Annotated in this window: 15 protein-coding genes; 12 read left to right on the forward strand and 3 right to left on the reverse strand. The window is 65.1% G+C overall.

All coding sequences use genetic code 11. The features are described from left to right. Positions 1–88 precede the first annotated feature (88 nt). Positions 89–673: an ADP compounds hydrolase NudE gene (gene nudE, locus C9F12_RS04930; RefSeq protein ID WP_045993076.1), complete on the reverse strand. Its 585-nt coding sequence runs from the start codon at positions 671–673 to the stop codon at positions 89–91. Positions 674–942: 269 nt separating this feature from the next. On the opposite strand from nudE, the gene yrfG reads away from it, so the two are divergent. The 10 genes from yrfG to C9F12_RS04980 all read left to right on the forward strand — a co-directional run bounded on the left by yrfG (position 943) and on the right by C9F12_RS04980 (position 12,614). Further along, positions 943–1,623, forward strand: a complete 681-nt coding sequence (gene yrfG / locus C9F12_RS04935; protein WP_108131398.1) for a GMP/IMP nucleotidase — start codon at positions 943–945, stop codon at positions 1,621–1,623. Continuing rightward, the gene (locus tag C9F12_RS04940) at positions 1,616–2,002 is read left to right on the forward strand and encodes a S4 domain-containing protein (protein WP_108131399.1); all 387 of its coding nucleotides are present in this window, start codon (positions 1,616–1,618) and stop codon (positions 2,000–2,002) included. Before yrfG ends, C9F12_RS04940 begins: the two co-directional genes overlap by 8 nt. A 99-nt stretch (positions 2,003–2,101) precedes the next feature. Beyond that, a complete protein-coding gene (hslO, locus tag C9F12_RS04945; RefSeq protein WP_108448156.1) occupies positions 2,102–2,977 on the forward strand; it encodes an Hsp33 family molecular chaperone HslO in 876 nt (291 codons plus the stop codon). Between the two features lie 329 nt (positions 2,978–3,306). Then, positions 3,307–4,863 carry a phosphoenolpyruvate carboxykinase gene (locus tag C9F12_RS04950; RefSeq protein WP_045994135.1) on the forward strand — a complete coding sequence of 519 codons (1,557 nt, stop codon included), beginning with the start codon at positions 3,307–3,309 and terminating at the stop codon, positions 4,861–4,863. Between the two features lie 369 nt (positions 4,864–5,232). Next, entirely contained in the window at positions 5,233–5,730 is a 498-nt protein-coding gene (gene msrB, locus C9F12_RS04955) for a peptide-methionine (R)-S-oxide reductase MsrB (protein WP_045994136.1), read from the forward strand. 107 nt (positions 5,731–5,837) lie between these two features. Beyond that, positions 5,838–8,207, forward strand: coding sequence for a Tex family protein (locus tag C9F12_RS04960; RefSeq protein WP_045994137.1), 2,370 nt, complete (start codon positions 5,838–5,840; stop codon positions 8,205–8,207). A 170-nt stretch (positions 8,208–8,377) separates the two neighbouring features. After that, on the forward strand, positions 8,378–10,015 hold the full coding sequence (gshA, locus tag C9F12_RS04965; RefSeq protein ID WP_108131631.1) for a glutamate--cysteine ligase: 1,638 nt from the start codon (positions 8,378–8,380) through the stop codon (positions 10,013–10,015). After that, on the forward strand, positions 10,012–10,536 hold the full coding sequence (locus C9F12_RS04970; protein WP_108448157.1) for a disulfide bond formation protein B: 525 nt from the start codon (positions 10,012–10,014) through the stop codon (positions 10,534–10,536). Before gshA ends, C9F12_RS04970 begins: the two co-directional genes overlap by 4 nt. A gap of 152 nt (positions 10,537–10,688) precedes the next feature. Continuing rightward, on the forward strand, positions 10,689–11,171 hold the full coding sequence (gene rsd / locus C9F12_RS04975) for a sigma D regulator (RefSeq protein WP_108448158.1): 483 nt from the start codon (positions 10,689–10,691) through the stop codon (positions 11,169–11,171). Between the two features lie 468 nt (positions 11,172–11,639). Further along, positions 11,640–12,614 carry a malate dehydrogenase gene (locus C9F12_RS04980; RefSeq protein WP_108448159.1) on the forward strand — a complete coding sequence of 325 codons (975 nt, stop codon included), beginning with the start codon at positions 11,640–11,642 and terminating at the stop codon, positions 12,612–12,614. 157 nt (positions 12,615–12,771) lie between these two features. Here the strand turns inward: C9F12_RS04980 and C9F12_RS04985 are convergent, their stop codons facing one another. Beyond that, positions 12,772–13,428 (reverse strand): HAD family hydrolase, encoded by a 657-nt coding sequence (locus tag C9F12_RS04985; protein WP_045994142.1) that lies wholly within the window; start codon positions 13,426–13,428, stop codon positions 12,772–12,774. Between the two features lie 221 nt (positions 13,429–13,649). Here C9F12_RS04985 and C9F12_RS04990 point away from each other — a divergent pair, with 221 nt between their 5' ends. Together C9F12_RS04990 and ptsP are read left to right on the forward strand one after the other, a co-directional pair. Beyond that, a complete protein-coding gene (locus tag C9F12_RS04990; RefSeq protein WP_045994143.1) occupies positions 13,650–14,141 on the forward strand; it encodes an RNA pyrophosphohydrolase in 492 nt (163 codons plus the stop codon). Between the two features lie 122 nt (positions 14,142–14,263). Continuing rightward, complete coding sequence (ptsP, locus tag C9F12_RS04995) at positions 14,264–16,525, forward strand: phosphoenolpyruvate--protein phosphotransferase (RefSeq protein ID WP_108448160.1); 2,262 nt, start codon at positions 14,264–14,266, stop codon at positions 16,523–16,525. A gap of 64 nt (positions 16,526–16,589) precedes the next feature. On the opposite strand, the gene C9F12_RS05000 is transcribed toward ptsP, so the two are convergent. Next, positions 16,590–17,384 carry an NRDE family protein gene (locus C9F12_RS05000; RefSeq protein WP_108448161.1) on the reverse strand — a complete coding sequence of 265 codons (795 nt, stop codon included), beginning with the start codon at positions 17,382–17,384 and terminating at the stop codon, positions 16,590–16,592. Between the last annotated feature and the right edge of the window lie 21 nt (positions 17,385–17,405).

Genomic DNA, 17,405 nt, shown 5'->3' on the forward strand with positions numbered 1-17,405 from the left:
CCAAGGAAGCTTGGCCAAGGAAAATTCGACCAAGGCACGTTGACCAGGGGGCCGTCAGGGCCCCCTGGTCGTATTGGTAGGGTGGGTCTTACCAAAGTGAGGTATCGGCCTGCTCGCCCTTGAGCTTGTCCCGGGCGATGTACAGCGCGGCGATGGCGCGGGCCTCGTGGAAGTCCTCCCGGGCGAGCAGCGCGGTTATGCTGTCCAGCGCATGGGTCTCCACCACCAGCGGCTCCGGCTCATCGCCCTCCAGGCGCTTGGGGTAGAGGTCGCTCGCCAGCATGACCTGCATACGCTGGCGCATATAGTTGGGCGACAGGGAAAGCTCGACCAGCGGTTCGATACGCCGGGCGCCCACACCACACTCTTCCATCAGCTCGCGGTTGGCGGCGGTGACGATATCCTCGCCGGGGTCCACGACGCCCTTGGGCAGGGTCAGTACATAGTCCTCGAAACCGGCGGCGTACTCTCGGATGAGCAGCACATGGTCGGGGTCGGGCATGGCGACGATCATGACCGCGCCGATGCCCTTGCCGTTGCCAAGCAGCCGTTCGAAGTGACGCTCGGCGCCGTTGGAAAAGCGCAGTTCGAGTTCCTCGACCCGGAACAGACGGCTCTCGGCGACGGTCTTGCGTGAGAGGATGCGGGGTTTTTCCGGGGAACTGTCGTCCATGGGAGCTCCTGGGCGGTGGGATGGGCTGGTGGATCGCGTAATGAATAACGCAACGAATAGCGCAATGACTAGCGTAAAGAACTTGGGGCAGGCGGGGTTGGCGGCGTCGCGGGACATCCGCCGTCCGCACCGGGCCGAGACCAGGCGCAAGCGCCCGGGCTGCGAGCCCGAATGCCTTTGAGGTACACTAACACGTTACTCAGGTGTCGGCGGACGTTCGCCGGCGCAGTGGAACAAGCATTGAGCCGGTGATGGCGGGAGATGAGGTAATGCTCGATTGGGACACCATCGATACCGTGCTGCTGGACATGGACGGCACCTTGCTGGACTTGCACTTCGACAGTCATTTCTGGCTGGAGCATCTGCCTCGCCGCTACGTAGAACTGCACAAGCTGGATGAGGCCACCCAGGAAGTGGTGCGCGCGCGGATCATCCGGGAGCAGGGCACTCTCAACTGGTACAGCCTGGCCTACTGGAGCCGCGAGCTCGACGTGGATATCGTCGCGCTCAAGCGCGAGGTCCAGCATCTGATCGGCCTGCGCGGCGATGCTCTGGACTTTCTGGGCTGGCTCAAGAGCGCCCATCCGCGAGTGGTGCTGGCGACCAACGCCGATCGCGAGAGTCTGGCGCTGAAGCTGCCGCTGACGGGCCTCGACGACTACCTTGACGCCATCGTGTCGTCTGCCGATATCGGTGAGCCCAAGGAAGAACAGGCGTTCTGGCATGCGCTCAACGAGATCGAACCCTTCGACCGCGAGCGGACCCTGTTCATCGACGACAACGCGGCGGTGCTCGAAAGCGCTCGCGAGTACGGTATTCGCCATCTGCTGGGGATCCGCCAGCCGGACAGCCGGCGGCCGGAGAAGTCGCTCAAGGACTTTATCGCGCTGGACCGTTTCGCCGATATCATGCCCTCGGCGCCGCAGACTCCGGAGGCCCCCCGTGGATAGCGTCAGACTCGACAAGTGGCTGTGGGCGGCACGATTCTTCAAGACCCGGGCCCTGGCCAAGAAGGCCATCGAGGGTGGCAAGGTCGAGGTCGACGGGGCCAGGGCCAAGACCAGCAAGTCGGTAAGCCCCGGCATGTTGATACGTGCGCCTCAGGGCTGGGATGTGTGGGAGGTCGAGGTGCTCGAGGTCAGCGAGCAGCGTCGTGGGGCGCCGGAGGCGCGGCGGCTGTACCAGGAGACCGAGCAGAGTCGCGAACGTCGCGAGCGCGAGGCCGATCAGCGCCGCCAGGCCAACGAGGTCTTCAAACATCCGCTCAAGCGCCCCGACAAGCGGGCGCGCCGCGATATCAAGCGCTTCCAGCGCGAGGGCGGCTCCTGACGGCGCGCGTCGCGCTCATCCCAGCGCCCTCGTCGAACACCCTTCTTCTTTTCGTCAGACGCGCGCCCGCCGGGGCGCGCCCAGCAGAGATCGTTTTTCATGGCTGATCAGATCCAGCGATTCATTATCGATGACACCAACGTCCGCGGCGAAGTCACCCGCCTGTCCGAGGCCTACGACGAGGTACTGAAGCGTCACGAGTATCCGGCCGCCGTCAATCGCCAGCTCGGTGAACTGCTGGCGGCGGTGGCTCTGTTGACCGACACCGTGAAGCTTGACGGCACCATGACCCTCGAGGTGCGCGGCAGTGGTGACGTCTCCCTGATGATGGCGGAGTCCAATCCTGGTGGTGAGCTTCGCGCCATCGCCCGCCTCGCCGAAGATGCGGCACTGCCCGGCGATGAGGCCGGCTTTCGCGAGCTGGTGGGGGAAGGCCAGATCGTGATCACCCTCGACCCCAGGGAAGGGCGGCGCTATCAGGGTATCGTCGGCATCGAGCACGATCGCCTGGCCGGTTGCCTGGAAGCCTACTTCACCCAGTCCGAGCAGCTGCCCACGCGGCTGTGGCTGGCGGCGGACGGTGTCAGCGCCGGTGGCCTGCTGCTGCAGCGACTGCCCGACGAGTCGCTCAATCAGGATGACGACGCCTGGGATCGCGCCTATCACTTGGCTGCCACCCTCAGCGAACAGGAATTGCTGGAACTGGATGCGGCAACTTTGCTGGTGCGGCTGTTCCATGAGGAGCCATTGCGTGCCTTCGAACCCAAGGCGTTGCGTTTTGGTTGTACTTGTTCTCGTTCGCGCATCGCCGGGGGACTGATGTCGCTGGGGCACGAGGAATTGCGTCAGATCGTCGCGGAGCAAGGTACGGTCGAGACCCAGTGTCATTTCTGCAACACCCGCTACGCCTTCACCGCGGCCGATGTCGAAGCCTTGATCGAGGACCCCAGCGACGGCAGCCCAACGGTGCATTGAGCGGTTGCAGCGTCCAGGACCGAGCCGTCTCGCTGGCATGAACGGCAGGCTCGAGGTCATCGGGGCTGCGGCGTTGGTTGCAGGTTTGTAGTGGAATGACAGGAAATGCAGCAAAAAGGCCGAAATGTTGTAATTAAACTACAATAACGTCTTGAAAAATGGGCATTTCCTGTCTCGGGGTTTTTTGCCATAATCCCCGCCGATCCCGGACGCGTCGTCAGTCGAAGAAGACGGTCGAACCGCGTAGTCGACTCGCCGGATCCCTTGCGCCGTTCGCCCTGTCGGATGGCGCCAGTCCACGAGAGAGAAGCCGAAGGCCCAGGAATCCTATGACCACCACCACGCAGTCTTCTACCGTTCACGTCAACCTCAGCACTGCCGAGCTCATCGAGCGTGCGGTGGCCCAGGGCGAGGGCCGACTGGCCTCCCACGGCGCCCTCGTGGTCAAGACGGGTGAACGTACCGGGCGCTCCCCCAAGGACCGGTTCATCGTCGACGAACCGTCCACCAGCGCCCAGATCGACTGGGGCAGCGTCAACCGTCCCTTCGACGCCGAGCGTTTCGATGCACTGTGGGAGCGAGTGGAAGGCTACCTGGGCGAGAAGGACAGCTATGTCAGCGAGCTTCACGTGGGCAGCGATCCGACCCACTACCTGCCGGTTCGTGTGACCACCGAGACTGCCTGGCACAACCTCTTTGGCCGCACCATGTTCGTGCGTCCCGAGGCCTACAATGCGTCACGCAAGGACGAGTGGGAAATCCAGAATGCCCCGCACTTCGTGTGTGAGCCGAGCCGTGACGGCACCAACTCCGATGGCTGCGTGATCATCAACTTTGCCAAGCGCCGGGTGCTGATTGCCGGCATGCGTTACGCCGGTGAGATGAAGAAGGCCATGTTCTCGGTGCAGAACTTCCTGCTGCCCGAGGCCGACGTGCTGCCCATGCACTGCAGCGCCAACGTTGGCGAAGACGGCGAGACCACCCTGTTCTTCGGCCTGTCCGGCACCGGCAAGACCACCTTGTCAGCGGACCCGGGTCGCTACCTGATCGGCGACGACGAGCACGGCTGGGGCGTCGGTACCGTGTTCAACTTCGAGGGTGGCTGCTACGCCAAGTGCATCGACCTGTCGGAAAAGAACGAGCCGGTCATCTGGAACGCCATCAAGTTCGGTACCGTGCTCGAGAACGTGGTGCTCAACGATCGTCGTGAGCCGAACTACGCCGACGACAGCCTGACCCAGAATTCCCGCGCCGCCTATCCGCTCGAGCACGTCGACAAGCGTGTGGCCGAAAACCGCGCCGGCGAGCCCAACGCCATCGTCTTTCTGACCTGTGACATGAGTGGCGTGCTGCCGCCGGTGTCGGTGCTGTCCAAGGAGGCCGCCGCCTATCACTTCCTGTCCGGCTACACCGCCAAGGTGGGCTCCACCGAGATGGGCTCTTCCAGCGGTCTGGAAGCGACCTTCTCCACCTGCTTCGGTGCGCCGTTCTTCCCGCGCCCGGCCCGCGAGTACGCGGATCTGCTGATCAAGCGCGTGGCCGAGAAGGACGCCCAGGTCTACCTGGTCAACACCGGCTGGACCGGCGGTGCCTACGGCGAGGGCGGCTCACGCTTCTCCATCCCGACCACCCGCGCCATCATCCACGCGATCCAGACCGGCGTGCTGCGTGATGTGGAAACCCGCCACATCGACGGCCTGAACCTGTCGGTGCCGGTGTCCGTGCCCGGCGTCGACTCCAGCCTGCTGGACCCGCGTCAGACCTGGGAAGACCAGGCAGCCTACGATCGCAAGCGCAGCGAACTGGCGGGCAAGTTTGTCGAGAACTTCAAGAAGTTCGACGGCGTCAGCGACGCCATCGTCAAGGCGGGCCCGAGTCTGGTCTAGGCGGCTCCGGGCCTGGTCTAGGCGGCTTCGGGCCTGATACAGGCCGAGGGCCAAGTTTGTCGGGCTGACATACGGCCAAGAAGTTCGACGGCGTCAGTGACGCCATCGTCAAGGCGGGCCCGAGCCTGGTCTAGGCGGCTCCGGGCCTGGTTTAACCTGCGGGTTGCCAAGGCAGTAAACGACTGAACCTTGCCGCGAGGCAGGGGTCGAGAAGAGGAGAAGGCGATGGCCTTCTCCTCTTTTTTTGCTCTTGTTCCAGCGCCTTGCCGTCGATAGTTGGCGAAGGTCCGGACGGACAGCGACGATTGAGTGTAAGGAAGGGGAGGGGCAGACCGACCCAGCATAATCCTTGACGCAGGAGACTCTACAATGAAACGACGCAACTTCCTCGCGCTGCTCGGGCTCGGCGGCCTCGCCAGCATGGTGCCGGCGGTGGCCAATGCCCGCCCGGAGCTGGAGCTTTCGCCAAGTCCCGATATCGAGCCGCTGGAATTGAGCGAGAGCGAGTGGCGTGAGCGCCTGAGCCCAGCCCAGTACGATGTGCTGCGCGAGGCAGGGACCGAGCCGGCAGGCTCCAGTCCGCTCGACGGCGAGAAGCGTGAAGGTGAATTTCGCTGTGCCGGTTGTGATCTGTTGTTGTTCACCAGCGCCATGAAGTACGACTCCGGCACCGGCTGGCCGAGCTTCTACGAGCACGTGGAGGGCCACCTGCTGACCAGTGTGGACTACAAGATCCTGTGGCCGCGTACCGAGTATCACTGCGCTCGCTGTGGTGGTCATCAGGGGCACGTGTTCGAGGATGGGCCCGATCCCACCGGTCTGCGCTGGTGCAACAACGGGGTCGCGCTCAAGTTCGTCCCGGCCTGAACGAAAAGCTGCCCGGGGGATGACGCCGGGCAGCGGGTGGCGGCGGCGCAAAAGGGCGCTTTGTGATACCTTGGCCGGATCACAGACGTCGTATTGCCAAGGATTTCATGGACGCTACAGCCAAGATCATTGCCCGCCTGGCCGAAGAACTGGCGGTCAAGGCCCCTCAGATCTCCGCGACCGTCGAGCTGCTGGATGGCGGCGCGACGGTGCCGTTCATTGCGCGCTATCGCAAGGAAGTGACCGGAGGACTCGACGATACCCAGCTGCGCAACCTGGAAGAGCGCCTGGGCTATCTGCGTGAACTGGAAGAGCGCCGCACCACAGTGCTTGCGGCCATCGACGAGCAGGGCAAGCTCAGCGACTCGCTGGCCGCCAGCATCCAGGCCGCCGATACCAAGCAGCGCCTGGAAGACCTCTACCTGCCCTATCGCAAGAAGCGCCGGACCAAGGCACAGATCGCCCGGGAAGCGGGTCTCGAGCCGCTGGCCGACGCGCTGCTGGCCGATCCGACCCTCGACCCCGAGACCGAAGCCGCGGGCTACCTGCGGCCCGCCGAAGGCGAGACGCCGGCGATCGAAGACGCCAAGGCGGCGCTTGATGGTGCCAAGCAGATCCTGATGGAGCGTTTCGCCGAGGACCCCGAGCTGGTCGGGCGCCTGCGCGAGAGACTGTGGAGCGAGGGCGAGCTGTCCAGCCGCGTGATCGCCGGCAAGGAGCAGGAAGGCGCCAAGTTCTCCGACTACTTCGAACACGACGAACGGCTCGCCAAGGTGCCTTCTCACCGCGCCCTGGCGATGTTCCGTGGCCGCAACGAGGGTGTGCTGGCGCTGGCGTTGCGCCTGCCTGGCGAAGACGAGGCGCCGGTTCACCCAGCCCAGGTCGCCATCGCGCGTCACTTCGAGATTCGCGACGAGGGGCGCAAGGCCGACCGCTGGCTGGCCGAGGTGGTGCGCTGGACCTGGCGGGTCAAGCTCTACACCCATCTCGAGACCGAGCTGATGGGGCGTCTGCGTGAGCGGGCAGAAGGCGAGGCCATCGACGTCTTCGCCGCCAACCTCAAGGATCTGCTGTTGGCGGCGCCGGCCGGCCCCAAGGCCACGCTGGCCATCGATCCCGGCCTGCGCACCGGCTGCAAGGTGGCGGTGGTCGATGCCACCGGGCAGTTCCTCGAGCAGGCCACCATCTTTCCCCACGCCCCGCGCAATCAGTGGGATGCGTCGCTTGCCGAACTGGCGAAACTGGTCAAGAAACACGGCGTCGAGCTGATCGCCGTGGGCAACGGCACCGCCAGCCGGGAGACCGATCGGCTGGCCGGGGATCTGCTCAAGGCGATGAAGGATCCCCGGTTGTCGAAGGTCATGGTCTCGGAGGCGGGGGCTTCGGTGTACTCTGCCTCAGAATATGCCTCCCGTGAGCTGCCTGATCTCGACGTGACCATTCGTGGCGCGGTGTCGATCGCGCGCCGCCTGCAGGACCCCCTGGCCGAGCTGGTCAAGATCGAACCCAAGTCCATCGGCGTCGGCCAGTACCAGCACGACGTCTCCCAGGTCCAGCTGTCACGCAGCCTCGAGGTGGTCATCGAGGACTGCGTCAACGCGGTGGGGGTCGACCTCAATACCGCCTCCTCGGCGCTGCTGTCGCGGGTGGCGGGGCTCAATCCGGGGCTGGCCGAGAACATCGTCACCCAGCGCAACGCCAAGGGCGCCTTCCGTGATCGCCGTGATCTGCTCGAGGTGTCCCGGCTGGGGCCCAAGACGTTCGAGCAGTGCGCCGGCTTCCTGCGCATCATGAACGGCGCCAATCCGCTGGATGCCAGCGCCGTGCACCCGGAGGCCTATCCACTGGTCGAGCGTATCGCCGAGCGCAGCGGGCGCGAGCTGTCCGGGCTGATCGGCGACAGCGCCACGCTGAAGGCGCTCAAGCCCAGCGAGTTTGCCGACGAGCGCTTCGGGGTGCCCACCGTCAGCGATATCATCGCCGAGCTCGACAAGCCTGGCCGCGACCCTCGTCCCGAGTTCCGTGCAGCGCAGTTCCGCGAGGGCGTCGAGACGCTCAAGGACCTCGAGCCGGGCATGGTGCTGGAAGGTACCGTGACCAATGTCACCCACTTCGGTGCCTTCGTCGATATCGGTGTGCATCAGGACGGTCTTGTGCACATTTCAGCGCTGTCGGATCGCTTCGTCGAGGATCCACGCACCGTGGTCAAGGCGGGCGACATCGTCAAGGTCAAGGTGATGAACGTGGATCTGCAGCGCTCGCGTATCGGGCTGTCCATGCGCATGGACGATACTCCCGACAGCGCCGACGGAGGTGACGCTCGCCAGGCCCCCAGACGTCGCGAAGGCGGTGGCAAGGGCAAGGGCCCTCGGAGCCAGCAGGGTCGCGGTCAGGCAGGCAAGGGAGGGCGCGACGAGGCCGCTCCCATGGGCGCTCTGGGTGCCGCTCTGCTCAAGGCGAAGCAGGGTCGTTCTTGAAACCTGCCAATGGAACGCCATAATCTGTCGACCTTATCCAGCGATCTCGACTGTCGACATTCGCTGTCGACCGTATCTGTCGACTGAAACAACGGGCGCCTGAGCGCCCGTTGCCGTCGCCGCCATTCGAAGCAGGCCCCCGGGCCCTTCCACGACACGGGGTGTTCACCTTGTCCACTCAGCTTTCTTCGCTCCTCGAACGCCTGCGCGGCCCGGCGGCCGCACGACGCTTCGGCCGCCTGCGCCGCGGCATTGAAAAGGAGGGGCTTCGGGTCGACGACCGCGGCGTGATCGCGGCGACCTTCCATCCCCGGGCGCTGGGCTCCAAACTGACCCACCCCCATATCACCACGGACTACTCCGAGGCGCTGCTGGAGTACATCACGCCGGTCTACAGCCGTCCCGACGAGGCGCTGGAATTTCTGGCCGATCTCCATCGCTACACCTATCGCCATCTGGACGGAGAGTGGATCTGGCCGGCCAGCATGCCTTCCCGGCTCAATGGCAACGACAGCGTGCCCATCGCCGACTACGGGAGCTCCAATGTCGGCACCATGAAGCATGTCTATCGTCGCGGCCTGGACGCTCGCTACGGGCGGATCATGCAGTCGATCGCCGGCATCCACTACAACGTGTCGCTGCCCGACGACCTGTGGACGCTGCTGCAGACCCTGGACGAGCAGGAGCAGGTGTCCATGGGCGAGTATCGCTCGTCGCGCTACTTCGGGCTGATCCGCAACTTCCGGCGCCATAGCTGGCTGCTGCTGTATCTGTTCGGAGCATCGCCCGCCATCGACGACAGCTTTCTGGATGACGGCGAGATTCCTGAGGGTCTGGAACGCCTCGGCGAGCGCACCCTGGTATCTCGCTATGCGACCAGCTTGCGGATGTCCGATCTGGGCTACCAGAACAAGGTGCAGGATCAGCTCAAGATCTGCTTCAATTCGTTGTCGAATTACGTCAACACCCTGCGCCATGCCATCGCCACCGGCTGGCCGGACTACGAGGCGTTGGGTGTGCGTGATGGCGATAGCTGGCGTCAGCTCAACGCCAACATCCTGCAGATCGAGAACGAGTACTACAGCGATATCCGTCCCAAGCGGGTCACCCGTCACGACGAGACACCGAGCCAGGCCCTCGAGGCCCGCGGTGTCGAGTACATCGAGGTCCGCTGTCTGGATATCGATCCCTTCGCTACCCTGGGGATCGATGCCGCCCAGACACGCTTTCTCGACACCTTCCTGGTGTGGTGTCTGCTGTCCGACAGTCCCTGGATCTCCGACGAGGAGTGTGACCACCTGGACGACAATCGTCGCCTGGTGGTGGAGCGCGGTCGCGAGCCAGGGCTCGAGCTCAATGACCGAGGCAACCGCCGCGGTCTGGTCGACTGGAGTCGTGCCATCGTCGCCGAGATGCGCGAGGTCGCCGCGCTGCTCGACCAGCTCGAGGATGGCAGTCCCCACCAGCAGGCGGTGGACGCGATCGCGCCGCGCATCGATGATCCGTCGCTGACGCCTTCTGCTCGCGTGCTGGCGCGCCTCGAGGACAACGGTGAGGAGTTTGTGGAGGCCATGGTCGCCATCGCCCGTGAGCAGGCCGCTGCGCTGGCTGACGAGCCGCTCAATCGGTGTCGTGCGTCCATGCTGGAAGACCTGGTCGAGACCTCTCATCAGCAGCAGCGAGAGATCGAGGCGTCCGACACCAGCGATTTTGCTCAGTTCCTGAGCGACTATTTCAGCCGAGCCCGGGAGACTCGGGCGTTGGCACCCACGGATCAACCGACCCATAGCGGAGAGAGCCTGAAATGAGCGAGTGGAGCCTGCGGCAGTGGAGCCTGGCGGGACTGGGCTTTTGCGTGGCAATGATGGCCGTGGCCCTGGGGCTTGAACACCTGGTCGGGCTCGAGCCCTGTCCGCTTTGTGTGTTTCAGCGGGTGGCGGTGATCGCGGCGGGGCTGGTGTTTGCCGTGGCTGCGCTGCATGGACCTCGTGGTGCATTCGCCACAGTGGCCTACAGCGGTCTGGCGACCCTGGCGGTGCTGTCCGGGATCGCTGTTGCCGGGCGTCATCTGTGGCTGCAGTCGCTGCCGGCGGATCAGGTGCCGAGCTGTGGCCCTGGTCTCGACTACATGATCGATGTGCTGCCGCTACAGAAGGTCATCGCCTCGGTGTTGTCCGGCTCCGGCGAGTGCGCCGAGGTCGGCGCTACCCTGCTCGGGCTGTCGCTGCCAGGCTGGACGTTGATCGGCTTTGTGGTACTGCTGGCGGTGCCGGTGGGCATGCTCACGACGCTGCGGGCCACGACCAGCGGCTATCGCTGGAACGGCTGAAGCTTGGCGGTAGAGGCGTTCTCTGCGCCGTTTTGCTGTCGGTGATGACGGCCAATCAGGTACTTGGCATGCATTCGTTGACAGGGGCGGCGGCACGAGGGAGTCTGTTCATCCGCCTGGATTCGGGGTGAGGCAGTGCTAGGGAGGCCGCCATGTTGGAAGATTGCAAGACCGCTCGCGAACGCTGGGGAGGCGTCCATCGACTGATCGACCGCTGGCTCGAGCAGCGCGAGGGTCTGCTCGTTGTCTTGAATGAGCTCGAACAGTCATGCGATGCGGATCTGGAAACCATCACCAAGGAACGCATCGACACCTTCAGCGAGACGCTGATGGACTACATCAGCGCCGGCCATTTCGAGGTCTATCCGCAACTGAGGGAAGAGGCGCGTGCCTTCGATGACACGGCGGCACTGAATATCGCCGATCGTCTGCTGGAACGCCTCGAGATGTCCACCGAACTGGTGCTGTCCTTCGACGAGGACTACTCTACTCCGGTGCGCTGCCAACGCTTTCTGCCGCGTTTGCCGGCCTGGCTCGAGCGTCTGAAGAAGGGCCTGTCGGAGCGCTTCGGCCTGGAAGATCAGCTGATTGCACGGCTCCACGACGAGCACGCTCCCGCCGAAGGCATCTCCTGACAGGGGGTGCCGGAAGTGCGGGAGAGTGAAGGAGGGCAGTGAGGGCGGACCGTGAGGGCGGACAGTGAGTTAGAGGGTGAGTGAGAGGGTGAGTGAGAGGGTGAGTGAGCGTGCAAGGCCAGCGCGGTGCCTTGATCGCCTTCGATAACACCGAAGGCTTTGGCGGCGTCGTTCGCACCAGGCCGCCGATTTCGCCCGCTCCCGATACTCGAAGATCCGACAGTTCCGACACTTCTGGATCTGGCGCTTGAGGGGCCGCCACGTCAGATCGTCCAGGCGGACGTGCCTGGCGACAGCCCAGGTCGGCGGTGCGAAGCCAGGTCAATTGCGTCGGGCCAATTGAGTTTTGTGCACTGCAAGCATAAGATTTTCCGCGTCCTGAACGCCGCCCGAGGCAGCCAAGGTGTCGGCCGACGTCTGCATGATGCCGCCCGGGCCCCTTCACGGCGACAATCCCAAGGAGCCATGATGAAAGACCCCGTACGTATTGCCATCACCGGTGCCGCCGGTCAGATCAGCTACTCTCTCGCCTTCCGTATCGCCGCCGGCGACATGCTGGGCCCGGACCAGCCGGTCATCCTGCAGCTGCTCGAGATCACTCCGGCCATGGAAGCGCTGAATGGCGTGGTGATGGAGCTCAACGACTGCGCCTTCCCGCTGGTTCAGGACATCGTCGCCACCGACGATGCCAACGTGGCCTTCAAGGACGCCGACTTCGCCCTGCTGGTGGGTGCCCGTCCGCGCGGTCCGGGCATGGAGCGCAAGGACCTGCTCGAGGCCAACGCCGCCATCTTCTCCGCCCAGGGCAAGGCCATCAACGACAACGCCAGCCGTGACGTTCGCGTGCTGGTGGTGGGCAACCCGGCCAACACCAACGCCCTGATCGCCTCCTGCAACGCGCCGGACCTCGACGCCGGTCAGTTCACCGCGATGATGCGTCTGGACCACAACCGGGCCAAGACCCAGCTGGCGCAGAAGGCCGGCAAGCACGTCACCGACGTCGACAGCATGATCGTCTGGGGCAACCACAGCGCGACCCAGTACCCGGATCTGTCCCACTGCAAGGTGGACGGCAAGCCGGCCTTCGACCTGGTCGAGCGCGACTGGTACGAAAACGACTTCATCCCGACCGTGCAGCAGCGTGGCGCCGCCATCATCAAGGCGCGTGGTGCATCCTCCGCTGCCTCCGCCGCATCCGCCGCCATCGATCACATGCGTGATTGGGCGCTGGGCAGCGACGGCATCGTCAGCATGGGCATTCCTGCCGACGGCAGCTACGGCGTCGAGCCGGGCATCATGTATTCCTACCCGGTGGTGTGCAAGGACGGCAAGTACGAGATCGTCCAGGGCCTCGAGGTCGACGAGTTCAGCCGCACCAAGATGAAGGCGACCGAAGACGAGCTGCGCGAAGAGCGCGCTGCGGTCGAGCACCTGCTGGGCTGATATCGGTCTCGCAAGGCCCGACAGGGCCTTGCAGAGCATCGCCTGCACGTCGACCAGTGGTCATCGTGCCAACGAAGAACCCCGCCACATTGTGGCGGGGTTCTTTTGTGGATGGCGTCGGCGTCGGGCGAGGGGGCTTGGCACAACCGCGCTTGGCTCAACCGCGCAGGGAGATGATCTTCCAGCCCTTGGCCTCGGCGACTTCGCGCAGGGCCGGGTCCGGGTCCACCGCGACCGGATGATCGACCTGCTCGAGCAGCGGCAGGTCGTTGTGGGAGTCGCTGTAGAACCAGGCGCCGTCGAGGGTGTCGTCGCGCTCAGAAAGCCACTGTTCGAGGCGGGTCACCTTGCCCTGCTGAAAGCTCGGCACGCCGCTGACCCGGCCGGTGTAGCGGCCATCGACGAGCTCCGGTTCCACGGCGATCAGGTCATCGATGCCCAGACGTTCGGCGATGGGGCCAGTGATGAAGCGATTGGTGGCGGTGATGATCAGCAGGGTGTCGCCCCGCGCGCGGTGGCGGGCGATCAGTTCCTCGGCCTGGGGCAGGATGGCGGGCTCGATCTTGCTGGCCATGAACTGCTGGTGCCAGGCGGCGAGCTGTTCCATGGAATTGTCCGCCAGTGGCTTCAGGGCCACCTCCAGGAAGGCCATCATGTCGAGACGACCGGCGTCGTAGTCGGCCTTGAAGCGGTCATTGGCCTCGCGATAGGCCACCGCGTCCACGGCGCCCTGCTCGAGCAGGAATTCGCCCCAGGCATGGTCGCTGTCGATCGACAGCAGGGTATTGTCCAAATCGAAGATGGCCAGACTCAAGGTGTGTCTCCCGGCGCTTGGGTGAGGCGACCTCCCGGCCCGGCGATCTGTGTCGGAGTGGCCAGCAACAGGCGTACGTCATGCCCATGGGCCCCTGGCCCGGGAAGGCCACAAAGGGGGCGATTATGTCAGAACCTCGGCAGGGGTTCGAGATGTCGTATTGATGCGCTTCGAGCCATTGTGGAAGAATGCAGTCAATACCGATTGGAAAGGTGAAGCCCGTGATCGACGCAGACGGCTTTCGCCCCAACGTTGGCATCATCATCGTCAACGACCAGGGGCAGCTGCTATGGGCGCGTCGGGTAGGGCAGAACGCGTGGCAATTTCCCCAGGGAGGCATCAAGTCAGATGAGACGCCCCAGCAGGCTTTGTTCAGAGAGCTCCACGAAGAAATCGGCCTGACCGCCGAGGATGTGGAGGTACTGGCCTGCACCAGGGGGTGGCTACGCTACCGCCTGCCGCGACGCATGGTTCGCACACATTCGCGCCCAGTGTGCATAGGACAGAAACAGAAGTGGTTCCTGCTGCGGATCCGCTGCCAGGAAAGCCGCATCTGTGTGGATGGCACCCCCAAGCCCGAGTTCGATGGCTGGCGTTGGGTCAGTTACTGGTATCCGCTGGGGCAGGTGGTACCGTTCAAGAGGGAGGTCTACCGCCGAGCACTACGTGAGCTATTGCCTCGCGCCCAGAGCCTGGCGCTGGAGAAGGGATGAATCCAGCGCCCGCGGCAGCACATCAGCCACGTCGGCGAGAGGCCGGTGGCGTTGCTGCCTCCCACTTATCGTTCGGTCGCCCCATGGCCGGACCAGTACAAGAACAGGGGTGAGACCTTTCCATGCTCAAGGTCCTGCAACGAATCATTCAGGAGGTCAACAGCGCGCGCAGCCTGGACGCGGCGCTGGCGACCCTGGTGCGCCGGACACGCAAGGCGATGCAGACCGATGTCTGTTCGTTCTACCTGTTTGACGGCGAACGCGATGCGCTGGTGCTGATGGAGACCATCGGCCTGAGAACCCAGGCGGTGGGCCAGGTGGCTCTGCCGGTAGGGGAGGGGCTGGTCGGCACCGTGGCCCGCCGCGAGGAACCGCTCAACCTGGAGGACGCCCAGGCTCACCCCAGTTTCCGTTATTTCGAGGCCACCGGTGAAGAGCGCTACTCGAGCTTTCTCGGTGTGCCCATCATCCATCAGCGCCGCATGCTCGGTGTGCTGGTGGTGCAACAGGCAGAGCGTCGTCGTTACGATGAATCCGACGAGGCCTTCCTGGTCACCATGGGCGCCCAGCTTGCCGGGGTGCTGGCCCATGCGCTGGCTACCGGTGGGTTGACCTGCCCGGCCTTTCCCGGTGTCCAGGCGACCTTCATCGGGGTCGCCGCCTCACCCGGCATGGCCATCGGCGAAGCGGTGGTGCTGTCACCGCCGGCCGATCTCGACAGCGTGCCGGATCTGGTGCCCACCGACGTCGAGTTCGAGATCGCGCGACTCAAGGACGCCATCGCCCGGGTGCGCGAAGAGATTCGTGCCGCCGGCGAGCGGCTGGCCAATCGTATCTCGGCCCAGGAGCTGGCGCTGTTCGACGTCTATCAGCAGATGCTCGGTGAGGCGGCCCTGTCCCAGGAAGTCGAAAAGCGTATCCGCGAGGGCCAGTGGGCGCCCGGCGCCCTGGCCGACGTGGTGCGCCGCCATGTGCAGTATCTGGAGAGGGTGGACGACGATTACCTGAGAGAGCGTGCCGCCGACGTGCGCGATCTTGGACGTCGAGTGCTGGCCCATCTGCAGGAAGAGTCGCCGCGGTTGCCCGAACACTACCCCCAGGGGGCCATCCTGATCGGTGACGAGATCAGCGTCGCGCTGCTTGGCGAGGTGCCCCGGGACCGACTTGGCGGACTGATCTCGGTACGCGGGTCGAGCAACTCCCACGTGGCCATCATCGCCCGTGCCATGGGGATTCCGCTGGTGTCGGGGATGATCGACCTGCCGTTGCCGCGACTCGACGGTGCCCCGCTGGTGCTGGACGGTCACCGAGGGCGCGTGTTCGTGCGCCCTGGTCCGGAGCTGGTGGCCCATTACCAGAGCCAGATCGACGAGGAGAAGGCCCTGGCGGCGCTGCTCGAACACGAGCAGGACCTGCCCAGCGTGACGCCGGACGGTCACGCCATGACGCTGATGGTCAATACCGGGCTGACCGTCGATACGGTTGCATCGCTCAAGACGCGTATCGGCGGGGTTGGGCTGTATCGCACCGAAGTACCGTTCATGATCACCGAACGTTTCCCCGGCGAGCAGGAGCAGACCCGGCTGTACAGGGAGCAACTCGAGAGCTTTGCCCCGCTTCCGGTGGTGATGCGGACCCTGGATATCGGTGGCGACAAGGACCTGCCGTACTTCCCCATCGAGGAGGCCAACCCCTTCCTCGGCTGGCGCGGTATTCGCGTCACCCTGGATCACCCCGAAGTGCTGATGGTACAGCTGCGCGCCATGCTCCGGGCCTCCCAGGGGCTCGACAACCTCGAGCTGCTGCTGCCCATGGTGACCAACGTCGATGAAGTCGATGACACCCTGAAGCTGATCGAGCGGGCGATCATCGAGCTGGGCGAAGAGGGGGTGGACGTGCGCCGGCCGCGCCTCGGGGTGATGCTCGAGGTGCCGGCGACGCTCTACCAGCTCAAGGCACTGGCGGCGCGGGTCGACTTTTTCTCCGTGGGCAGCAACGACCTGACCCAGTACCTGCTGGCGGTGGATCGCAACAACCCGCGGGTCGCTGACCTCTACGATTCCTGTCACCCGGCGGTGCTGTCGGCGCTGCATCGCCTGGCCGCCGAGAGCAGCGAGCTGAATGTGCCGACCTCGGTGTGTGGCGAACTCGCCGGCGACCCGGCAGGTGCGCTGCTGCTGATGGGCATGGGCTTCCGGGTGCTGTCGATGAATGGCCCCAACCTGCCCCGCGTGCGGGCGGCCATTCGCCGGGTATCGCGGGAGGCGGCAGCCGAGCTGGTGGAGCAGACCCTTGCGCTGGATACGCCAGCGGAGGTGCGCGCCCACCTGGCGAGCCGCATGCAGGCCTGGCAGCTGGCCCATCTGCTGCCGCCCAGGGATTGAGCGAGGCAACGGCCGTCAAGGAAGGCCGCGCGCCTTGGCATCTCGCAGCGTGGCCAGCGACGCTTCAGCCGTCTCGTTCGATGGTCAGCGCCAGCCGGGTCTCGCCCTGAGGCCGCCCGCCCGGGCCAAAGCGCCGTTCCGAGATGTCGAAACGCTCGCCGTTCACGTCGCGGTGCAGCGTCAACTCGCTGGTGGCACGGGTGCCGTAGTCGTCGCCGACGATAAAGGCCGGTGACAGGAAGCGTTCGAGCTCCAGCCCCACGCCGGTGTCCGGCAGGCTAGCGTCCGGCACCGGGTGGCGGTCGAGGAAGCCCTGGCGGGCGTTTGCCAGGGAGGCGTGTCTGGCCTCGGCGATGTCTTCGGCCAGGGCGTTGCGCACCTGGACCAGCTTGGGCCAGGGGGTATCCAGAGAGGCGTTGGACAGGCCGTGCACTCCGGCCTCGACCGCCTGCAGTGCGCAGCCGTGGCGATGCCGCTCGAGGTGCCACAGCCGCTTGCCGTCGCCGATCAGCAGATTGAAGCCACCGTAGCGCAATGCCTCGCCCGCACTCTGGCATTCGAGCCAGGCTTCGAGGTCATCGGTTTCAAGGCCACGGCGCACCAGCAGGCCGCGGCTTTCGCTCGGTTGCGGAGGTATCAGTTCCGGGTCGCGAACATTGGTGATGGCGGCGAAGCGGCCGCGACGATGGATGCCGAGCCAGGTCCCGCCGGCCTCGAGGTCGCGACCGGCGACCAGTCCCGGGGCGTCCGGCCAGGCGGCCAGGGGCGCGGTGGGGCGCGCGTGGACCTCGTCGCGGTTGGCGATCAAGGTGATCGGCCGCGCACTGTCCGGGGCGAAGTGAAAGGCAATCAGGCACATGGGCGCAGCGTAGCCGGATTT

The organism is Halomonas sp. BN3-1 (assembly GCF_003056325.1).
GTDB lineage: Bacteria > Pseudomonadota > Gammaproteobacteria > Pseudomonadales > Halomonadaceae > Halomonas > Halomonas litopenaei.

Bases quoted from the DNA above. Each gene is read 5' to 3' on its own strand.
- nudE (WP_045993076.1), bottom strand. From the start codon at position 673: ATGGACGACAGTTCCCCGGAAAAACCCCGCATCCTCTCACGCAAGACC.
- yrfG (WP_108131398.1), top strand. From the start codon at position 943: ATGCTCGATTGGGACACCATCGATACCGTGCTGCTGGACATGGACGGC.
- hslO (WP_108448156.1), top strand. From the start codon at position 2,102: ATGGCTGATCAGATCCAGCGATTCATTATCGATGACACCAACGTCCGC.
- C9F12_RS04950 (WP_045994135.1), top strand. From the start codon at position 3,307: ATGACCACCACCACGCAGTCTTCTACCGTTCACGTCAACCTCAGCACT.
- msrB (WP_045994136.1), top strand. From the start codon at position 5,233: ATGAAACGACGCAACTTCCTCGCGCTGCTCGGGCTCGGCGGCCTCGCC.
- C9F12_RS04960 (WP_045994137.1), top strand. From the start codon at position 5,838: ATGGACGCTACAGCCAAGATCATTGCCCGCCTGGCCGAAGAACTGGCG.
- C9F12_RS04970 (WP_108448157.1), top strand. From the start codon at position 10,012: ATGAGCGAGTGGAGCCTGCGGCAGTGGAGCCTGGCGGGACTGGGCTTT.
- rsd (WP_108448158.1), top strand. From the start codon at position 10,689: ATGTTGGAAGATTGCAAGACCGCTCGCGAACGCTGGGGAGGCGTCCAT.
- C9F12_RS04980 (WP_108448159.1), top strand. From the start codon at position 11,640: ATGAAAGACCCCGTACGTATTGCCATCACCGGTGCCGCCGGTCAGATC.
- ptsP (WP_108448160.1), top strand. From the start codon at position 14,264: ATGCTCAAGGTCCTGCAACGAATCATTCAGGAGGTCAACAGCGCGCGC.
- C9F12_RS05000 (WP_108448161.1), bottom strand. From the start codon at position 17,384: ATGTGCCTGATTGCCTTTCACTTCGCCCCGGACAGTGCGCGGCCGATC.